We start from the raw sequence: 18,390 nt of genomic DNA on the forward strand, positions 1-18,390 counted from the left end.
CACGCGGTGCCCGATGGCCCTGGCCGTCTGGCTGGGGCTTGGTCTGGCGGGGGCTGGGCAAGCCCAGGCCGAGGATCAGGTTTGCGTGACCGACGATGCCGAGCGCGAGGTCTGCCTGCCGGCGCCGGCCGAGCGTATCGTGGCGCTCTCGCCCGGGGTCACCGAACTGCTCTACGCGGCGGGTGCCGGTGATCGGCTGGTGGGGGCGGTCAGCTTCAGCGACTATCCTCCCGAGGCCGCCGACCTGCCGCGGGTGGGCAGTTACGATCGCCTTGATCTCGAGGCGCTGCTGGCCTTGTCGCCGGATCTGGTGGTGGCCTGGGCCGGCGGCAATCCCGAGCAGCAGCTCGAGCGGTTGCCCGAACTCGGTGCGCCGGTGTTCTTCTCCGATGCCGCCGACTTCGACGCCATCGCGTCGAGCCTGGAGCGCTTCGCCGCGCTTGCCGGCAGCGAGGCCGAGGGGCACGAGGCTGCCGAGCGTCTGCGCGGGGAAGTGGCCGAACTGCGGGCACGCCATGCCGACAGCGTTCCGGTCGATGTCTTCTATCAGATCTGGGAATCACCGCTGATGACGATCAACGGCGAGCACTGGATCAGTCAGGCGCTGGCATTGTGCGGAGGCGTCAACCTCTTCGCCGAGCAGTCGTCGCTGGTGCCGCGCATCGGCGTCGAGGCGGTACTGGCCCGGGATCCGGAAGCGATCATCACCGGCGGGATGGGCAAGGCCGATTCCACCTGGCTCGAGGCCTGGCGCGATTTTCCGGACATGACGGCGGTACGTCGCGACAACCTCTTTTTCGTCAATCCGGACCTGGTGCAGCGCGCGACCCCCAGGCTGCTGGAGGGAACCCGCCAGATCTGCCATCACCTGGAGGTGGTACGTGAGCGACGCTGAGACCCGGCGCAGCGGGATACCGACGGGTATCTGGCCGCTGGTGCTGCTGGCGCTGGCGGCACTCCTGTCACAGGGGCTGGCCCTGGCGCTGGGTAGCGTGTCGCTGTCGCCGGATGCACTGCTCGCCGTGCTCGGGGGCGGTGGCGAATCGCTGCATCGCACCCTGGTCCTCGACCTGCGGCTTCCCCGGGCGTTGGCGGCCTTCGGTACCGGCGCGCTGCTCGCCCTGGCCGGCGCCCTGATGCAGGTGCTGCTGCGCAACCCCCTGGCCGATCCCTATGTGCTGGGGCTCTCCGGCGGTGCCTCGGTGAGCGCCCTGCTGGCCATGCTGGCCGGCCTGGGCGGTTCGCTGGTCGCCGGGGCGGCCTTCGGTGGCGCCCTGGCTTCGACGCTGATCGTCTTCGGCCTGGCGCATGGCACGGGTAGCTGGACGCCGACCCGCATGCTGCTCACCGGTGTGGTGATGGCGGCCGGCTGGAGTGCCCTGATCAGTTTCCTGCTGGCGGTGAGCCCGGTCGAGCAGTTGCCCGGCATGCTCTACTGGCTGATGGGAGACCTGAGCTATGCGGGCTCGCCCTGGCTGGTGCTGGGCGTGGCCGCGCTCAGTCTGGTGGTGATGGCGCCGCTGGGGCGCACCCTCAATGTGCTGGCGCGCGGCGGGATGCAGGCCGCCGCACTCGGCGTGGCGGTGCGTCCCCTGGAGTGGACGCTGTATCTGGTCGCCAGCCTGCTCACCGCCGTGGCGGTGACCACCGCCGGCAGCATCGGCTTCGTGGGGTTGATGGTGCCGCACATGCTGCGTCTGCGACTGGGCAACGACCAAAGGCTGATCCTGCCGGCCAGCCTGCTGGCCGGTGGCACCCTGCTGACGCTCGCCGATACCCTGGCGCGCACCCTGATCGCGCCGCAGCAATTGCCGGTGGGCGTGATCACTGCGTTGCTGGGCGTGCCGAGCTTTCTCTACCTGCTCTATCGGAGTCGCTGATGGCGAGCCTCGAAGCGCATGGCTTGATCGTCGATGTGCCGGGGCGTGCCTCGGGGCGTCCCCTCGACCTGCGTATGGCGCCGGGCGAGCGATGGGGCGTGCTGGGCCCCAATGGGGCCGGCAAGACCACCTTGCTGCATACCCTGGCGGGCCTTAGGGCGCCGCGCGACGGGGAGGTGCATCTCGAAGGGAGGGCACTGTCGCGCTGGCGTCGCCGGGAGGTGGCCAGGCGGCTGGGCGTGGTGTTCCAGGAGCGCCACGATGAGTTTCCCGCCAGCGTGCTGGAAACCGCGTTGATCGGCCGGCATCCCTATCTGTCGCCCTGGCAGCGGGAAGGGGAGACGGATATCGCGCGAGCCCGGGAAGCGCTCCGGCGTCTCGAACTCGAGCACCTGGAAGACCGGCTGGTGTCGAGCCTCTCCGGCGGCGAACGCCAGAGGGTCAGCCTGGCCACGGTCCTGACCCAGGCGCCGTGCTGGTGGCTCGTCGATGAGCCGACCAATCACCTCGATCTCCACCATCAGGTGGCGACCATGGCGTTGCTCGAGCAGCAGGCACGGCAGGGATGCGGCGTGGTGATGTGCCTGCATGACCTCAACCTGGCGGCGCGCTGGTGCAGCCATCTGCTGTTGCTGTATCCCGATGGCGAGGCCTGCTGGGGGGCGGCTCGTGACATGCTGGTGCCCGAGGCCCTGGAACGGCTCTATGATCAAGCCCTGACCACCGTGGAAGTCGACGGCGCGCCGGTCTTCGTGCCCGTGCGGTAAGGGCAGGGCCGGATCCGGGAGAGACCTACAGCGCGTGGCGAAAGCGCAGGATGGTGCGACCATCCTGCGGATCGTCGATGAGATCGGCATGCACGCTGAAGGTATGCCGCAGTCGATCCAGGGTCAGCACCTGCCGGGGCGGGCCGATATCGATCAGGCGTCCGCCTTCCATCACGCCGATGCGGTCGCAATCCATGGCCTGGCCGAGATCGTGCAGGGCGAGGACCACCGTGATCGGTAGTTGCTTGACCAGTTGCAGGATCGATAACTGGTGGCGCACGTCCAGATGGTTGGTGGGCTCATCGAGCAGCAGGGCGCGCGGTTGCTGAGCCAGGGCCCGCGCGATGTGCACGCGCTGACGTTCGCCGCCGGACAGCGTATGCCAGAGGCGATTCTCCAGATGACGCATGCCGACATCCTCGAGGGCACGGGAGACGATGGCATCATCCTGCTCGGACCAGGGCCGCAACGGGGAGAGGAAGGGCGTCCGGCCCAGGGCGACCGCCTCGCGTGCCTCGAGCCGATCGAGGGTGTCCGCCTGTTGCTCGACGAAGGCGATGGCACGGGCGATGTCGGGTCGCCGCATTGCGCTCATGGGCTGGCCGTCGACCAGCACGCGCCCGGCCTTCGGCTTGCGCAGTCCGGCGAGCATGCGCAGCAGGGTGGTCTTGCCGGAGCCATTGGGGCCGATCAGGCCGAAGGTCTCGCCGGATTCCACCGTGAGGCTGACGTCGTCCAGTAGCCTGTGCCCGTGAACTTTCCAGTCGATGTGTTCGGCGGCCAGTCTCATCGTCTCTTCGCTCCGCGAATCAGGATCAAGGCGAATGCCGGCGCCCCGATCAATGCCGTGACCACGCCGATCGGCAGCACCTGCCCCGACACCAGGGTGCGCGAGAGGATGTCCGAGGCGATCAGGAAGATCGCGCCCGCCAGTGCCGAGGCCGGCACCAGGCGGGTGTGGCGGCTGCCGACGAGGAAACGCATGGCGTGGGGAATCACCAGGCCCACGAAACCGATGGCGCCGACCATGGAAACCATCACGGCGGTTACCAGCGCCATGGCAGCGATCAGCACGCCTCGCACCCGGCGCACGGGAATGCCGAGCGAGGCGGCGCTGTCGGTGCCGAAGGTAAAGGCATCCAGTGCGCGTCGGTGCCAGAGGCAGATCACCAGGCCCGTCAAGGCGGCGGGCAAGCCCAGGAAGACGTCTTCCCAGCGCACGCCGGAAAGGTTGCCCATCAGCCAGAACATGATGCCGCGGGCCTGCTCGGCACTCGCCGACTTGGCAATGATGAAGGCCGTGAGGGCATTGAACAGCTGAGAGCCGGCAATGCCGGCGAGGATGATGGCCCCCGCCGCTTGGGTGCCACGGCCGCCGCCGGTGCTGCTGCCGGCAGCATGGGCGAGGGCCACGACCAGGCCAAAGGCCAGGCCGGCGCCGGCGAAGGCCCCGAGCGACAGCGTCAGGACGCCGGTGCCGACACCGGCAATGGTGACCGTGACGGCGCCGGTCGAGGCTCCGGCGGAGATTCCCATCAGGAAGGGATCGGCGAGCGGGTTGCGCAGCAGGGCCTGGAGAACGACGCCAGCCAGAGCCAGCCCGGCGCCGCAGCAAGCCGCGAGAATCGCGCGGCTGAGCCGGTAATCCCAGATGATGCCGGCCTCGATCCGGTCGACGGCGAATGACGTCCCCCCTAATCGGTTGGCCAGTACCTTGAGGATGGTGTCCATGGGGATCGACGTCTCGCCGATGGCAGTGCCAGCCATTATCGCGACGAACAGTACCAGCGGCGTCAGCCATATCCAGTGCCATTCCGAGCGCGCGGGGGCGGCGCTTGCCACGGTCGCTATCATCGTTCGAAGGACAGGGTCGACAGGGCATCGACCAGTGTTTCGAGACCGAAGATCGTGCGCATCGTGGCGCTCATTGCGTGGGCATCCATCTCGATGATGCGGTCGTTCTTCACCGCCGACATTTCGCGGGCCACGGGATCATGGTGAAGAAAATCCAGCTTGGCCTCGACGCTGTCGGCCGCGTAGCGGCGTCGATCCATGCGCGCCACCACGATGATGTCGGGATCGGAGCGGGCGATCGATTCCCAGCCGACGACAGGCCATTCCTCATCGGACTGGATCACGTTGCGGAGACCTAGCTTGTCCATCATGTAGCCCGGAGCGCCGAGCCGACCGGCAACGTAGGGATCGGCTGAACCGTCAGGAGACGAGAACCAGAATACTGCCGAAAGGTCATCCGGAAGATCGAGATTTTTGGCCTCGATGATGGCACTTTTTTCACGCGATTCCAGGTCGGAAACCAAGGTTTTTCCAGCTTCTTTTACATCGAAGATGCTGGCAAGTTCGGTGATACCCTTGTAGATCGAATCGATGGAAAAGGCAGCGGTTCGAGTGCCGTCTCCTCCGGTCGCATTGTCCTTGGTATCGCAGTCGGCAGGCATGATGTAGGTGGCGATGCCCAGGTCGTGGAACTGGTCGCGGGTCGCTACGCTGCCGGTGGGGCCGACATGCCATTCATACTGGGCGGCAACCAGTTCGGGGTGCTTGTTAACCACGGCCTCGAAGCTTGGATCATTGTCGGCGATACGCTCGACACCCGCATTGATTTCCTGGAATTCCGGCAGCACTGGATTGAACCATACCGATGTGCCTTCGAGTCGGTCGCCGACCCCCAGCGCATAGAGAATTTCGGTGGCCGACTGACCAATGGTGACGGTGCGACTTGGTGCGGAAGAGAAGTGTATTTCCTGGCCGCAATTGATGATCGACAGTGGATATTCTGTGGTATCACCCACGGCGAATGAGGCAGGGATGAGCGATAATGTTGCCAGTGCCTTGCGAACGGAATTCATGCGCCTATGTCCGGATGTTGGTTATGGGACTGTTGGATGACACCCGGGAGTGTCGAGAAATTCGCTGCATTCTCCACTTCCTCTGCTCCGATTTCCACCGCCTGTATCCCGAGTTTTTCGTTCGGGAATTTTATGTTATGCTATATCATAACCTTAAAGAGTGGCAAGCCCATCGATGCCGGAAATGAGCCCTCGCGGCAGGGCCATGGTCGTCCCCATATCGTTCCATGACGACCGCCACCGGCCGAGGATACGACCTTGCCATCGGAGAGAGCGAGATTCGAAGCGTCGGGCGACGCAAGACTTTTTGTCGACGTTTGCGCCGGTCACTCCAGTTACTTTACGATGCTTCGTTCGAAGATGGGTGCCCCTGACACCAGGGGATAATCGGGAAGTATGGTGAGGCCCCGGCCGATTCCATCGCTGCCCCCGCAACGGTAATGAAGAGCGACCTGCGAAGACCACTGGCATCCGCCGGGAAGGTGCAGGTCAGGCGTGAGGCTTTGGCACACGCCCCTTCGAGCCCGGAGACCGGCCCGTCGTTTCGTGTCATCCCAAGGCGGTGCGGTGGGCACCGAGAGGATTCAACATGCCTGCGATTTCCGATTTCCCCTCCCGGCGGGGTGTCCGCCGTGGTGCCTGTCTTGCGTCCGCCCGCTCCCGGCGGGTCGCGGCGACATGACCGACGAAACCGCGTACCCCTTCGTCGCCGTCGTCGGCCAACAGGCGCTCAAGACCGCGCTGTTGCTCAACGTCATCGATCCCCGCATCGGCGGCGTGCTGATCAGCGGTCCCAAGGGCAGTGCCAAGTCGACCCTGGCCCGAGCGCTGGCGGCGATCCTGCCGGACGACGCCGAAGGCCGTCGACCGCCGCTGGTCACCTTGCCGCTGGGTGCCAGCGAGGAGCGCCTGACCGGCAGCCTGGATCTGCAACGGGTGCTGGCCGAGGGCGAGACGCGCTTCCAGCCGGGATTGCTGGCCAGGGCCCACGGCGGCCTGCTGTACGTCGACGAGGTCAACCTGCTGCCGGATTCGCTGGTGGACCTGCTGCTCGACGTGGCGGCCAGCGGCGTCAATCTCGTCGAGCGTGACGGTATCAGCCATTCCCATCCGGCGGAGTTCGGCCTGATCGGCACCATGAATCCCGACGAGGGCGAGCTGCGGCCCCAGTTGCTCGATCGCTTCGGCCTCTGCGTCGAGCAGCAGGTGGCGGCCGACGTGACGGAGCGAGTGGCCATTGTGCGACAGCGCGAAGCCTTCGACCGCGACCCCCGAGCCTTCGCCGCGGCGCACGAGGCCGAGCAGGCGACGCTGACACGGCGTCTGGTCGAGGCTCGCGAGCGGCTGTCCGGGATCTCGGTCGAACCCTGGGTCTACGAGCACATCGCCACGCACAGCCAGGCCGCCGGAGTAGAGGGGCTGCGGGCCGACGTTACCTGGCACCGCGCGGCCCGGGCCCACGCTGCCTGGCGGGGCGAGGACCGGGTTGGCCGTGAGGATCTGGACGCCGTCGAGCCCTGGGTGCTGGCCCATCGCCGCACCACCGAGCCCGAAACGCCTCCCGAGCAGGGCGGTACGCCGCCGTCCGGCGATGGAGAGAGTGGAAACGCGCCGGGTGCCGGCTCCACTTCCCATGGCCAGGAGGCCGACCCGGCCCCTCAGGGGCAGTGGGGGGCCATGCCGCCGGTGACGCAGCCGAGCGTCGGCGCAGTGCTGCCGTCGTGGCCGGAAACCACCGCCACGGCGCCCAGGGCCGGCGCGTCCTCGGTACCGGCCGCGAGCCGGCAGGCCGGCGCTCAGGCGGGCCAGGGCCGCACTCGGCGCTCTCGATACGACCACCTCACGCCCCGCCCGGACTGGTTCGCCACCCTGGTCGAGAACCGCGGGCGGTGGCCCTGGCAGCGCCTGCGCTATCAGCATCCGCGCGCCGGCCAGCCGATGCTGCACCTCGTTCTGCTGGACACTTCCGCCTCCACCCTCGGCCAACGCCTGCTGGGCCGGGCCAAGGGCATGGTCGACGGCCTGGTGCGCCAGGCCTATGCCGCCCGCGAGCAGATCGCGGTGCTGGGGTTCGGCAATGACGGCATCGCCACCATTCTTCCCCGGCGTCGCTCGCCCAGGGACCTGCTCGAGCGGCTCGACGCCACGCCCGGCGGTGGCGGCACGCCGCTGCGCGAGGCCGTTCAGCGGGCGGCGCGGCTGATCCGCCAGTGGCGATGTCAGGATGCCGGTCTCAAGGTGCGCACCTACCTGATCACCGACGGCCGTACCCGCCAGTCGCTACGCGGCTTGCCGTCGCTCGGCGATTGCGTCGTCGTCGACACCGAGGCCGCCGCCGTGAAGCGGGGGCGGGGCCGGGATATCGCCCGCCGGTTGGGCGCGGCCTACCGGCCGTTGGCCGGTCCGGAGGCGACATGAGCGAGCACGCGACGCTGCGCGAGACGAGCGCGACCTGCCCGGCGGTATTCGTCGCCGCGCCAGCCTCGGGCCAGGGCAAGACCACGGTGACCGCCGCCCTGGCGCGGATGCTGCGCCGCCGGGGCAAGGTGGTGCGGGTCTTCAAGACCGGCCCGGACTACCTGGATCCCCGGGTGCTGGCCCAGGCTTCGGGCCAGCCGGTCGACTCGCTCGACCTGTGGATGGCCGGCGAGGCCTACTGCCGAAGGCGCCTGTACGAGGCGGCTCGCCAGGCCGACCTGATCCTGGTGGAGGGCGCCATGGGGCTGTTCGACGGCGAGCCCTCCAGCGCCGACCTCGCTTCGTTGTTCGGCCTGCCGATGGTCATCGTCATGGACGTCAAGGGTATGGCCCAGACTGCGGCGGCCCTGGTGGCCGGCCTGGCGGGCTTTCGCGACGACATCCGCATCGCCGGGCTGATCGCCAACGCCTGTGGCTCGGCGCGACATCGCGAACTGATCGAGGCGGCCTTGCCCGAAAGCGTGCCGCTGCTGGCGGCGGTGCCTCGCGATCCGGCCCTGGCCTTGCCCGAACGCCACCTGGGGCTGGTCCAGGCCGAAGAGATTCGCGATGACCTGGAGGCGCGCTTCGAGGCCGGCGCCGAGGCGCTCGAGGCCGAGGGGCTGGCCGAGGCCCTGCTGGGCATGGCGCCGGTGGCTTTCACCTCTGCACCCACCGAGGCCGCCGCGCCGCCGGCATGGCTGGCCGGCCGCACCATCGCCGTGGCGCGCGACGCCGCCTTCAGCTTCGTCTATCAGGCCAACCTGGATTTACTCGAGCGCATGGGCGCGACGCTGCGCATCTTCTCGCCGCTGACCGACACCCATCTGCCACCCTGCGATGCTCTCTGGCTGCCAGGCGGTTATCCCGAGCTTCACGCTGCCGGCCTGGCGGAGAACGTCCCCATGCGCGACGACATCCAGCGGGCCTTCGCCGCGGATCTGCCGATACTGGCCGAGTGCGGTGGCCTGCTCTATTGCCTGGAGAGCCTGACGGACACCGACGAGCAGACCCACGCCATGCTGGGCCTGCTGCCTGGACATGGCGCCATGCGAGGGCGGCGTGGCTGCCAGGGCATGCAGACCGCCGGCCTGCCCGAGGGGCCGGTGCGCGGTCATGCTCACCACCGCTCCCAGGCCAGCGGCACACCCGAGCCCATCGCTCACGGGCAGCGTCAACGTCACTCTGCGCCGGGCGAGGCGATCTATCGGGCACGGCGCCTGACGGCCACCTATCTGCACCTGTTCTTCCCCGACAACCCCGCCGCCGTGGCCCGCCTGTTCGGGGCGGACGCGGTCGAGGCCGATTCGATAAAGGAATGCCAAGGATGAACCTGAACAAGATTCCCTCCACGGTGGTGACCGGTTTCCTGGGTAGCGGCAAGACGACCCTGCTGGCCGGTATCCTGCGCCAGATCACCGGCAAGCGCATCGCCGTCATCGTCAACGAGTTCGGCGAGCAGGATATCGATTCCAGCCTGCTGCGCGGCTGTGCTCTTGGCTGTGAGGAAGGTGCCGAAGAGGAGGGCGCGCGTGCCCTCGATGAGGACGGCGGCATCTTCGAGCTGGCCAATGGCTGCATCTGCTGCACCGTGGAGGAGGAGTTCCTGCCGGTGATGAAGAAGCTGGTGGCCCGCCGCGACGACATCGACCACATCCTGATCGAGACCAGCGGCCTGGCGTTGCCCAAGCCGCTGGTCCAGGCCTTCAACTGGCCCGAGGTGCGCCAGCACTGCACCGTCGATGCCATCATCACCGTGGTCGATGGCCCGGCGGTGGCCGCCGGCCGTTATGCCAGCGATGTCGACCAGGTCGAGGCCCAGCGTCGCGCCGACGACAGCCTGGACCATGACCCCAGCCTGCGCGAGCTGCTGGACGATCAATTGAGCGCCGCCGACCTGGTGCTGGTCAGCAAGAGCGACCTGCTCTCGGTGGACGAGCGCAAGCGCGTCGAGGAGCTGGTGGCCGACAAGGTCCCCACCGCCGTCAAGACGCTGTTCATCGATCCGAGCCTGGCCGACGATCCGGCCCGCCTCGAGGCCCTGATGGGCATCGGCGCGGCCAGCGAGGCGGGCATCGACCGCATCGACAACCACCACGACCGCCACCACGCCGAGGGCGCCCATCACGATCACGCTCACGATCATTTCGATGGCCATGTGATTCGCCTGGGCGAGGTCGACGGCGAGGCGCTGGAGGCGCGCCTGGGCGAGCTCCTGAAGGCCCACGAGATCTATCGCGCCAAGGGCTTCGCGGCGATTCCCGGCAAGCCCATGCGGCGGGTGATCCAGGCTGTCGGCGAACGTCTCGACGGCTACTACGACCGGCTGTGGACCGCGGGCGAACCGCGCCACACCGAGCTGGTGATCATCGGCCGGGCGCTGGACCGCGAGGCCTTGCAGGCGGCCCTGGCCGGTGCCGAGACCGCGACGCCCGCCTGATGCACCTGTTCGCCGCCAAGCCAGGGGGCTTCGTCGACGACGAGGGCATCGTCGATCTGCAGCAGGACCCCGCCGAGGTCGTGATCCTGTCGGCCGCCGACAGCAGCCTGTCGGCGTTGGCCCTGGCGGCCGAACGGCTGGGAGAGGGCATTCCGACGCTGCGGCTCGCCAACTGGATGAACCTGGTCAAGCCTGCCGCCTACGATCTCTACGAGGACCGCGTGCTGGAGCACGCGCGCCTGGTGATCGTCTCGTTGCTTGGCGGCAGCGCCTACTGGCGGTACGGCTTCGAGCGCCTGCAGGCCTGGGCAGCGGCGGACAACGAGCGCCAACTGATCCTGGTGCCGGGCTGCGACGCTCCGGACGACACCCTGCTGCAGGCCTCCAGCGTGCCGTTCGACGTGGCGAGCCGGGTATGGCGCTACCTGAGGGAAGGCGGCGCCGACAACGCCGAGCAACTGCTGCGTTTCGTCGCCACGGAATGTCTGGAACAGACACCGCTCGCGTGGCGCGAGCCCAGGGCGATTCCCGCGGCGCTGATCAATCTGCTGGGACAGTCGGAGGCGAGCCTGGCGGACTGGGAGGCCCGGCGCGATCCCGCACGCCCGGTTTGCCTGGTGCTGTTCTACCGCAGCCACCTGCAGGGCGCCAATACCGCAGTGCTGGACGGCCTGGTCGAGGCGCTGAGTGCCCGCGGGCTCGAATCGCTGGCGGTGGCGGTGTCCTCGTTGAAGGACGAGGCCTGCATCACCTTCGTCAATCGACTGATCGAGCGAACCGGCGCGGCCCTGGTGGTCAATACCACCGGCTTTTCCGTCAATCGCGCACCGGACGACGCCGATGTCTCGGATGGCGCGCTCGACGCGGGCATGGAAAGTCTCTTCGTCGGCCGGCCGGTAGTGCTGCAGGCCATGCTCGCCAGCAGCACCGAGGAGGACTGGCGCGACAAGGCGGCAGGCCTGCACAGCCGCGACGTGGCCATGCAGGTGGTGCTGCCGGAAATGGACGGGCGTGTCATCACCCGCGCGGTGGGCTTCAAGGCCGAGGCCCATTACAGCGAGCGCTGCCAGCTGTCGGTGGTCCGCCACCGACTGCACCCCGAGCGTGCCGCCTTCGTCGCCGAGTTGGCCTGGCGCTACGCACGGCTGCGCCACACGCCCAACGCCGACAAACGCCTGGCGCTGGTGCTGGCTAACTATCCCACACGCGACGGCCGCATCGGTAACGGTGTCGGCCTGGACACCCCGGCCTCGACGCTCAACCTGCTGCGCTCGCTCGAGGCGGCCGGCTACCCGCTCGTCGATCTGCCCGCGGACGGTGACGCGCTGATTCGCCGCCTTCAGGGCAGCGTGACCAACGACCCGCAGTCGCTGGCCTGGCGGGGTAGCTGGCAGAGCCTCGGCGTCGACGACTACCTGGCCTGGTTCCGCACCTTGCCGGTCACGCTTCAGAAGGCGGTCTGGCGGCGCTGGGGCGCGCCCGAGCAGGATCCCAAGCATCGCCAGGGGCGGCTGCTGATCGCCGGCATCCGGTTGGGCGAGACCTTCATCGGCATCCAGCCGTCGCGGGACATCGACGACGGCCCGGCTGCCGATCCGATCCGGAGCTATCACGATACCGAGCTGGTGCCGCCCCACAGCTACCTGGCGTTCTATTACTGGCTGCGCGAGCACTACCGGGTGGATGCGGTGATCCACGTCGGCAAGCACGGCAACCTGGAATGGCTGCCCGGCAAGAGTACCGCGCTGTCTGCCGAGTGCTGGCCGGACATCGCCCTGGGGCCGCTGCCACACTTCTATCCGTTCATCGTCAACGACCCGGGCGAGGGCGCCCAGGCCAAGCGCCGCAGCCAGGCGGTGATCATCGACCACCTGATGCCGCCGCTGGCCCGGGCCGAGCTGTACGGCGCCATGGCCGAACTGGAGTCCCTGACCGACGAGTATTACCAGGCGCTGGGCATGGATCCGCGGCGCGAAGCCCTGCTGCGCGAGCGCATCCTCGAGCACCTGCGCGACACCGGCATCGACCGGGAACTGAGCCAGACGGTAGGTGACGAGGCCGCCGCGGACGACGAAAGCCTGCTCAACGAGCTCGACACCTATCTATGCGATATCAAGGAAGCCCAGATTCGCCACGGCCTGCATGTGCTGGGGACCTTGCCGCCGCCGGCCAAGCGGGCGGCGACCCTGGTCGCCATCCTGAGGTTGCCACGCGGGCAGGCACCGACCCAGCGCGGCCTGCTGCATGCCCTGGCGGATGACCTGGGGCTGTGCGAGCCGGATGACCAAGGCTCCTGCTTCGATCCCCTGGCGGCCGGGGCTGACCCCTGGCACGGCCCGAGGCCGGCGGTGCTGGCCGAGCTGAGCGATGCCGCCTGGCGCAGCGCTGCCGACACCCGCGAGCGGCTCGAGCAGCTAGCCGAGCGGCTGGTGGCCGATCATGTGCTCGAGCTGGGCGACTCGGATGATCTGGCCCGTGACTACCCGGCCACTGCCGTGCTGTGTCGCCATGCCCGCGACGGGCTCTGGGCCGACATGCAAGACGGTGCCGAGCGGGAAATCGGCGCGCTGCTCGATGGGCTCGAAGGGCGCTTCGTGCCTCCCGGACCCAGCGGTGCCCCCAGCCGCGGTCGGCTCGACGTGCTGCCCACCGGGCGCAACTTCTTCAGCGTCGACAACCGGAGCGTCCCGTCGCCCGCCGCCTGGTCGCTGGGCGAGGCCTCGGCCCAGGCGTTCATCGAGCGTTATCTGCAGGAGCACGGCGATTACCCGCGCCGCCTGGGGCTTTCGATCTGGGGCACCGCCACCATGCGTACCGGCGGCGATGACATTGCCCAGGCCATGGCCCTGATGGGCGTGCGGCCGGTCTGGTCATTCGGCTCGCAGCGAGTGGTCGACGTCGAGGTGATTCCCGGCATGCTGCTCGGGCGTCCCCGGGTGGATGTCACCCTGCGGGTGTCCGGCTTCTTCCGCGATGCCTTTCCCCATGTCATCCGGCTGTTCGATACCGCGGTGCGGGCAGTGGCGGCCTACCAGGAGCCGGGTGACGGCAACACCATCCGCACGGCGGTCGAAGCGCGTCGCGGCGAGCTCGAGGCGTCGGGCCTCCCACCCGACGAGGCAGACCGCGAGGCCGCCTACCGGATATTCGGCAGCCGGCCCGGCGAGTACGGCACTGGAGTGGAGCGGCTGGTCGACTCGCGGGCCTGGGAGAATGCCGATGAACTGGCCGAGGCCTACCTCTCGGCCGGTGCCTACGCCTACGGCCAGTTCCCGGCGTCCGGCACCGAGGCGCGCCGCGCCTTCGAACGCCAGCTCGAGGGGCTGCAAGCGGTGATGCACAACCAGGACAATCGCGAGCACGACATCCTCGACTCCAGTACCTACTACGCCTTCCAGGGAGGCATGGCCAATGCCGGTCGCGCGCTGGGCGGCCGGGCGCCGGCCATCTACCACGCCGACCACGCCAACCCGGCGCGGCCACGGATCCGCACCCTGAAGGAAGAGCTTGCCCGAGTGATCCGTTCCCGGGTGCTCAATCCCAAGTGGATCGAGGCCATGCGCGAGCACGGCTACAAGGGCGCCTTCGAGATGTCCGCCACCGTGGATACGCTGTTTGCCTACGACGCCACCACCGACCTGGTGGCCGACTACCAGTATGCCCAGGTGACCGATGCCCTGGTGCTGGACGATACCAACCAGCGCTTCCTGCGCGAGCACAACGGCGCGGCGTTGGAGGAGATGGCCGAGCGACTGCTGGAAGCGGTCCAGCGCGGCCTGTGGCAGGAGGCCGGCGAGCGTGGCGAGGCGCTGCAGGACCTGCTGCTCGAGTTCGACGAGCGCCGGGAGGGCCTGCCCCATGGTGGCTAGGCCAGCCGAGCCCCGCGTCCGAGGCTGGTGCCCCGGAGCCTGGCGGCCCATGGCCACCGGCGACGGCCTGCTGGTGCGCGTGCGCCCCGCAATGGGCCGGCTCACGCGCGACCAGTCGCTGGCATTGTGTGACGCCGCCGAGACCTTCGGCAGCGGGCTGATCGAGCTGACCCGCCGTGCCAACCTGCAGTTGCGCGGCGTCACCGAAGCTGGCTGGCCCGCGTTGATGGCGTTTCTGCTCGAGCACGACCTGGTGGCCCCGGACGCCGAGGCCGAGCGCCGCCCGTCATTGCTGCTTGCCCCGGACTGGCGCGACGGCGACGCCATTCATCGGGCGGCGAGCCTTCTTCTTGAGCGCTTCCAGGCCTGGCCGACCTTGCCCGACAAGTGGGGGCTGGCCGTCGACGCCGGTACATCGCCGGTGCTGACCGAAGCCTCCGCCGACCTGCGCCTCGAGCGCTCGGCCGATGGTGGACTGCTGGTGAGGGCCGATGGCCGCGAGCTGGGCACGCCGGTCGACGACGTCGCAACCGCCGTCGCGCTGATGAGGCGTCTGGCCTGGTGGTTCGTCGACGCTGGTGGCCTCGGAGCCGGGCGCATGCAGCGCTTCGACGCGCCGTTGCCCGCCTGGGCGCCGGCCACGACGGCCCCCGCCGAGACTGCCGAAGACGATACGGGCCTCGCGCTGGGCGAGCATTCCCTCGGCCGGGTGGTCGGGCTGCCCTTCGGCCGCGCGCCGGCCTCGGTGCTGCGCGCCGCGCTCGCCGATGGCGTTACCGGTATGCGTGTCAGCCCCTGGCGGCGCCTGCTGCTGGAAGGCGCAGGCGATGACGCCGAGCCGGCCGAGGGGCTGATCGTCGATGAGCGCGACCCACGGCTGGCCATGGATGCCTGTCCGGGGGCTCCCCACTGTGCCCAGGCCAGCGTGGCGACCCTCGGGCTGGCCCAGGCGCTGGCCGAACGCCTCGATGGCCGGAGGCCGGGGCGAGTACATATTTCCGGCTGCGCCAAGAGTTGTGCCCGTGGCCGGCCCGCCGAGGCCTGCCTGACCGGACGCGACGGCCACTTCGACCTGATCCTGAACGGGCGGGCCGACGACACGCCGGTCGCGACCGGCCTTGGTGAAACCGACGTTATCGAATACCTGGGGAAACACGATGCCTCACGTCTATGAAACCGATGGACCGGCGATCTACCGGGAGTCCTTTGCCATCATTCGGCGCGAGGCCGAACTGGCACGCTTCGCGCCGGAGGAGGAACCGGTGGCCGTGCGCATGATCCATGCCGCTGGCCTGGTGGCGCTGGCGCCGCACATCCGCTTCCGCGATGCCGTGGTGAGTCGGGCCCGGTCGGCGCTGCAAGGCGGTGCGCCGATCCTGTGCGACGCGCGCATGGTCGCCGAGGGCATCACCCGCCAGCGTCTGCCGGCGGACAACGCCATTCTCTGCACGCTGCACGACGAGCGGGTGCCCGGCCTGGCTCGGGAGATGGCCAACACCCGCTCGGCGGCGGCCCTGGAACTGTGGCGACCCCATCTGGCGGGCGCAGTGGTGGCGATCGGCAATGCGCCGACCGCGCTGTTCCACTTGCTGAACATGCTGGAAGACCCGCACTGCCCGCGCCCGGCGGCCATCATCGGCTGCCCGGTGGGATTCGTCGGCGCGGCCGAATCCAAGCAGGCATTGTGGGAGAGCGCCGCGGCGCCCTGCGCCATCGTCGACGGACGACTCGGCGGCAGTGCGGTGACGGTGGCCGCCGTCAACGCCATCGCGGATCGCCGCGAATGAGCCGGGGCACCATCCACGGGGTCGGCCTCGGCCCCGGCAGCCAGGACCTGATGAGCGTGCGCGCCGATCGGCTGATTCGCGGTGCCAGCCATGTCGCCTATTTCCGCAAGAAGGGCCGCACCGGTCACGCCCGCACCATCGTCGAGGGCATGCTGGCCGACGATGCCGTCGAGCTGCCGATGGAGTATCCGGTCACCACCGAGATTCCCTTCGACGACCCGCGCTACAACGAGTGGCTGTCGGCCTTCTACGAGCGCCAGGTCGCCCAGCTCGCCGAGATCGCCGAGGCGGGCCGGGACGTGGTGGTGCTCTGCGAGGGCGATCCCTTCTTCTACGGCTCCTTCATGCATCTCTACACCCGATTGCAGGGGCGGGTGCCGGTCGCGGTGGTGCCCGGCATCACCGGCATGTCGGCGGCCTGGACCGCCACCGGCCGACCGGTGACCTGGGGCGACGATGTGCTGACCGTGCTGATGGCGACCCTGCCGGAGGCGACGCTGGTCGAACGCATCGCCCGCACTGACGCCCTGGTGGTGATGAAGATCGGCCGCCACCTGGACAAGCTGCGCCGCGCCCTGGCGAGCGCCGGGCGCGAGGACGAGGCCTGGTTGATCGAGTATGCGGCGATGGCCGAGGAACGGATCGTGCCGCTGTGCGACGTGGGCGACCGTGTGCCGTACTTTTCGATCCTGCTGATTCACGGCAACGGGAGGCGACCATGAGCGAGGCAAAAGCCGGGTCACGGCCTGGCGAACGTGAGCGGGTTCCGCGCGGGTGGCTGAAGATCGTCGGACTGGGCCCCGGCAGCGAGGCGATGATCACCCCCGAGGCTTCGGGCGTGCTCGAACAGGCCACCGACGTGGTGGGTTATGTGCCCTATGTCGAGCGGGTGGCGCCGCGGCCGGGCCTGACCCGCCACGGCTCGGACAACCGCGAGGAGATCCGCCGGGCCGAGCAGGCGCTCGAGATGGCCGCCGAGGGTCGCCGGGTGGCGGTCGTCTCCTCGGGCGACCCTGGAGTGTTCGCCATGGGCGCGGCGGTATTCGAGGCGCTGGAGGCGGGGCGCCCCGAGTGGCGGTCGCTGGACATCCAGGTGCTGCCGGGCGTCTCGGCCATGCTGGCCGCCAGTGCACGGCTGGGCGCGCCGCTGGGCCATGATTTCTGCTGTCTCAACCTCTCCGACAACCTCAAGCCCTGGACGTTGATCGAGAAGCGCCTGCGCCTGGCCGCCGAGGCCGACTTCGCCATGGCCTTCTACAACCCGCGCTCCCGCTCGCGGCCGGAGGGCTTCGCGCGTGCCCTGACGGTGCTGCGCGAGGCCTGCGGCAATGCGCGCCCGATCATGTTCGCCCGGGCCGTCTCCACGCCGGAAGAACGCCTGCACGTCACTACCCTGGGCGAGGCGACGCCGGAGCTGGCCGACATGCGCACCCTGGTGATGGTGGGCTCGAGCCTGACGCGATGCATCCCGGGCGAAAGGCGTGAGTGGGTCTATACGCCGAGGTCAGCGCCGTCATCAGAGGCGACTCGATGATGTTCAACGCCGCATGGCCGAGCGCAGTCATTTGTGGGCACCCTCTATCCCAGCCAGGCCAGGACGTCGTCGACGGCATGTGCCTCGCGGCGCGGCGGCAGCGCCGGGCGGTCGATCATCACCACCGGCAGGCCCAGATGGCGGGCGGCGGCGAGCTTGGCCGCCGCCCCTGCGCCGCCGGCATTCTTGCACACCAGGCGTTCGACGCCGTGCTCGCGCAGCAGCGCCCGGTCGCCCTCCAGGGTGAAGGGGCCGCGGTCGACGGTAACGGTGTGGCGCGGCAGGGGCGGCGGGCTATCGGGCTGGTCGACCAGCCGCAGCAGATAATGATGCTGGGGTTGGGCCGCAAAGGCGGCCAGATGCATGCGACCGATCGCCAGCAGTACCCGTTGCGGCGGCCCCGTGAGCGCCGCCACTGCCGTCTCGATGTTGGCGACTCGCTGCCAGCGGTCGCCTGGCTGTCCGCAATCGCCAGGCTGAGGCTCCCACGGCGGCCGGGTCAGGGCGATCAGTGCGGTGCCCGTTCGCTCGGCCGCGGCCACGGCGTTGCGGCTCATCTGCTCGGCGAAGGGATGAGTGGCGTCGACCAGGTGGGTGATGCGCTCTGCCTCGAGAAAGGCGGCCAGCCCTTCCACGCCGCCGAAACCGCCAACGCGGGTGGGCAGCGGCTGCGGCCGGGGCTTGGCGACGCGACCGGCGTAGCTGAACAGCGCGGGGATCCCGCGCTCGGCGAGTGCACGGGCCAGCGCGCTGGCTTCAGTGGTACCGCCCAGGATAAGGACTTTCATG

At 69.0% G+C, this 18,390-nt stretch carries 15 protein-coding genes and 1 riboswitch; of the genes, 11 read left to right on the forward strand and 4 right to left on the reverse strand.

Going from position 1 to position 18,390, the window contains the following annotated elements; translation table 11 throughout:
• The first annotated feature begins 13 nt into the window (after positions 1 to 13).
• The 3 genes from HELO_RS04425 to HELO_RS04435 are packed head-to-tail and all read left to right on the forward strand — an operon-like array spanning position 14 to position 2,647.
• Positions 14 to 895 carry a cobalamin-binding protein gene (locus HELO_RS04425; protein WP_013331579.1) on the forward strand — a complete coding sequence of 294 codons (882 nt, stop codon included), beginning with the start codon at positions 14 to 16 and terminating at the stop codon, positions 893 to 895.
• A complete protein-coding gene (locus HELO_RS04430; RefSeq protein WP_013331580.1) occupies positions 882 to 1,880 on the forward strand; it encodes a FecCD family ABC transporter permease in 999 nt (332 codons plus the stop codon). The genes HELO_RS04425 and HELO_RS04430 overlap by 14 nt, the downstream gene beginning before the upstream one ends.
• Positions 1,880 to 2,647, forward strand: coding sequence for an ABC transporter ATP-binding protein (locus tag HELO_RS04435; RefSeq protein WP_013331581.1), 768 nt, complete (start codon positions 1,880 to 1,882; stop codon positions 2,645 to 2,647). Before HELO_RS04430 ends, HELO_RS04435 begins: the two co-directional genes overlap by 1 nt.
• 25 nt (positions 2,648 to 2,672) lie before the next feature.
• Here HELO_RS04435 and HELO_RS04440 read toward each other — a convergent pair whose 3' ends face one another.
• Genes HELO_RS04440 through HELO_RS04450 form a run of 3 tightly spaced genes read right to left on the reverse strand, consistent with a single transcriptional unit; the run spans position 2,673 to position 5,514 of the window.
• Positions 2,673 to 3,437, reverse strand: coding sequence for an ABC transporter ATP-binding protein (locus HELO_RS04440; RefSeq protein WP_013331582.1), 765 nt, complete (start codon positions 3,435 to 3,437; stop codon positions 2,673 to 2,675).
• Complete coding sequence (locus HELO_RS04445) at positions 3,434 to 4,501, reverse strand: FecCD family ABC transporter permease (RefSeq protein ID WP_013331583.1); 1,068 nt, start codon at positions 4,499 to 4,501, stop codon at positions 3,434 to 3,436. Before HELO_RS04445 ends, HELO_RS04440 begins: the two co-directional genes overlap by 4 nt.
• Positions 4,498 to 5,514, reverse strand: a complete 1,017-nt coding sequence (locus HELO_RS04450; RefSeq protein WP_013331584.1) for an ABC transporter substrate-binding protein — start codon at positions 5,512 to 5,514, stop codon at positions 4,498 to 4,500. Before HELO_RS04450 ends, HELO_RS04445 begins: the two co-directional genes overlap by 4 nt.
• A 345-nt stretch (positions 5,515 to 5,859) precedes the next feature.
• Positions 5,860 to 6,068: riboswitch (cobalamin riboswitch) on the forward strand.
• A 124-nt stretch (positions 6,069 to 6,192) separates the two neighbouring features.
• On the opposite strand from HELO_RS04450, the gene HELO_RS04455 reads away from it, so the two are divergent.
• The 8 genes from HELO_RS04455 to cobJ are packed head-to-tail and all read left to right on the forward strand — an operon-like array spanning position 6,193 to position 17,601.
• Positions 6,193 to 7,932 carry an AAA family ATPase gene (locus HELO_RS04455; RefSeq protein WP_013331585.1) on the forward strand — a complete coding sequence of 580 codons (1,740 nt, stop codon included), beginning with the start codon at positions 6,193 to 6,195 and terminating at the stop codon, positions 7,930 to 7,932.
• Positions 7,929 to 9,302: a cobyrinate a,c-diamide synthase gene (locus HELO_RS04460; protein WP_013331586.1), complete on the forward strand. Its 1,374-nt coding sequence runs from the start codon at positions 7,929 to 7,931 to the stop codon at positions 9,300 to 9,302. Before HELO_RS04455 ends, HELO_RS04460 begins: the two co-directional genes overlap by 4 nt.
• Complete coding sequence (cobW, locus tag HELO_RS04465) at positions 9,299 to 10,411, forward strand: cobalamin biosynthesis protein CobW (protein ID WP_013331587.1); 1,113 nt, start codon at positions 9,299 to 9,301, stop codon at positions 10,409 to 10,411. The genes HELO_RS04460 and cobW overlap by 4 nt, the downstream gene beginning before the upstream one ends.
• Positions 10,411 to 14,280, forward strand: a complete 3,870-nt coding sequence (gene cobN, locus HELO_RS04470; protein ID WP_041601910.1) for a cobaltochelatase subunit CobN — start codon at positions 10,411 to 10,413, stop codon at positions 14,278 to 14,280. The genes cobW and cobN overlap by 1 nt, the downstream gene beginning before the upstream one ends.
• 49 nt (positions 14,281 to 14,329) lie before the next feature.
• Positions 14,330 to 15,454, forward strand: a complete 1,125-nt coding sequence (locus HELO_RS04475; RefSeq protein ID WP_232519618.1) for a cobalamin biosynthesis protein CobG — start codon at positions 14,330 to 14,332, stop codon at positions 15,452 to 15,454.
• The gene (locus HELO_RS04480; RefSeq protein ID WP_013331590.1) at positions 15,438 to 16,067 is read left to right on the forward strand and encodes a precorrin-8X methylmutase; all 630 of its coding nucleotides are present in this window, start codon (positions 15,438 to 15,440) and stop codon (positions 16,065 to 16,067) included. Before HELO_RS04475 ends, HELO_RS04480 begins: the two co-directional genes overlap by 17 nt.
• On the forward strand, positions 16,064 to 16,789 hold the full coding sequence (locus HELO_RS04485) for a precorrin-2 C(20)-methyltransferase (protein ID WP_013331591.1): 726 nt from the start codon (positions 16,064 to 16,066) through the stop codon (positions 16,787 to 16,789). Before HELO_RS04480 ends, HELO_RS04485 begins: the two co-directional genes overlap by 4 nt.
• A complete protein-coding gene (gene cobJ / locus HELO_RS04490; RefSeq protein WP_013331592.1) occupies positions 16,786 to 17,601 on the forward strand; it encodes a precorrin-3B C(17)-methyltransferase in 816 nt (271 codons plus the stop codon). The genes HELO_RS04485 and cobJ overlap by 4 nt, the downstream gene beginning before the upstream one ends.
• Before the next feature lie 44 nt (positions 17,602 to 17,645).
• Here cobJ and HELO_RS04495 read toward each other — a convergent pair whose 3' ends face one another.
• Entirely contained in the window at positions 17,646 to 18,389 is a 744-nt protein-coding gene (locus HELO_RS04495; protein ID WP_013331593.1) for a cobalt-precorrin-6A reductase, read from the reverse strand.
• Position 18,390: the final 1 nt, after the last annotated feature.

The organism is Halomonas elongata DSM 2581 (genome assembly GCF_000196875.2).
GTDB lineage: Bacteria > Pseudomonadota > Gammaproteobacteria > Pseudomonadales > Halomonadaceae > Halomonas > Halomonas elongata.

Excerpts from the sequence above, each read along its gene's own strand:
- cobJ (WP_013331592.1), top strand. The coding sequence starts at position 16,786 with ATGAGCGAGGCAAAAGCCGGGTCACGGCCTGGCGAACGTGAGCGGGTT.
- HELO_RS04445 (WP_013331583.1), bottom strand. The coding sequence starts at position 4,501 with ATGATAGCGACCGTGGCAAGCGCCGCCCCCGCGCGCTCGGAATGGCAC.
- HELO_RS04485 (WP_013331591.1), top strand. The coding sequence starts at position 16,064 with ATGAGCCGGGGCACCATCCACGGGGTCGGCCTCGGCCCCGGCAGCCAG.
- HELO_RS04425 (WP_013331579.1), top strand. The coding sequence starts at position 14 with ATGGCCCTGGCCGTCTGGCTGGGGCTTGGTCTGGCGGGGGCTGGGCAA.
- HELO_RS04450 (WP_013331584.1), bottom strand. The coding sequence starts at position 5,514 with ATGAATTCCGTTCGCAAGGCACTGGCAACATTATCGCTCATCCCTGCC.
- HELO_RS04460 (WP_013331586.1), top strand. The coding sequence starts at position 7,929 with ATGAGCGAGCACGCGACGCTGCGCGAGACGAGCGCGACCTGCCCGGCG.
- HELO_RS04480 (WP_013331590.1), top strand. The coding sequence starts at position 15,438 with ATGCCTCACGTCTATGAAACCGATGGACCGGCGATCTACCGGGAGTCC.
- cobN (WP_041601910.1), top strand. The coding sequence starts at position 10,411 with ATGCACCTGTTCGCCGCCAAGCCAGGGGGCTTCGTCGACGACGAGGGC.
- HELO_RS04495 (WP_013331593.1), bottom strand. The coding sequence starts at position 18,389 with ATGAAAGTCCTTATCCTGGGCGGTACCACTGAAGCCAGCGCGCTGGCC.
- HELO_RS04440 (WP_013331582.1), bottom strand. The coding sequence starts at position 3,437 with ATGAGACTGGCCGCCGAACACATCGACTGGAAAGTTCACGGGCACAGG.
- HELO_RS04435 (WP_013331581.1), top strand. The coding sequence starts at position 1,880 with ATGGCGAGCCTCGAAGCGCATGGCTTGATCGTCGATGTGCCGGGGCGT.
- cobW (WP_013331587.1), top strand. The coding sequence starts at position 9,299 with ATGAACCTGAACAAGATTCCCTCCACGGTGGTGACCGGTTTCCTGGGT.
- HELO_RS04475 (WP_232519618.1), top strand. The coding sequence starts at position 14,330 with ATGGCCACCGGCGACGGCCTGCTGGTGCGCGTGCGCCCCGCAATGGGC.
- HELO_RS04455 (WP_013331585.1), top strand. The coding sequence starts at position 6,193 with ATGACCGACGAAACCGCGTACCCCTTCGTCGCCGTCGTCGGCCAACAG.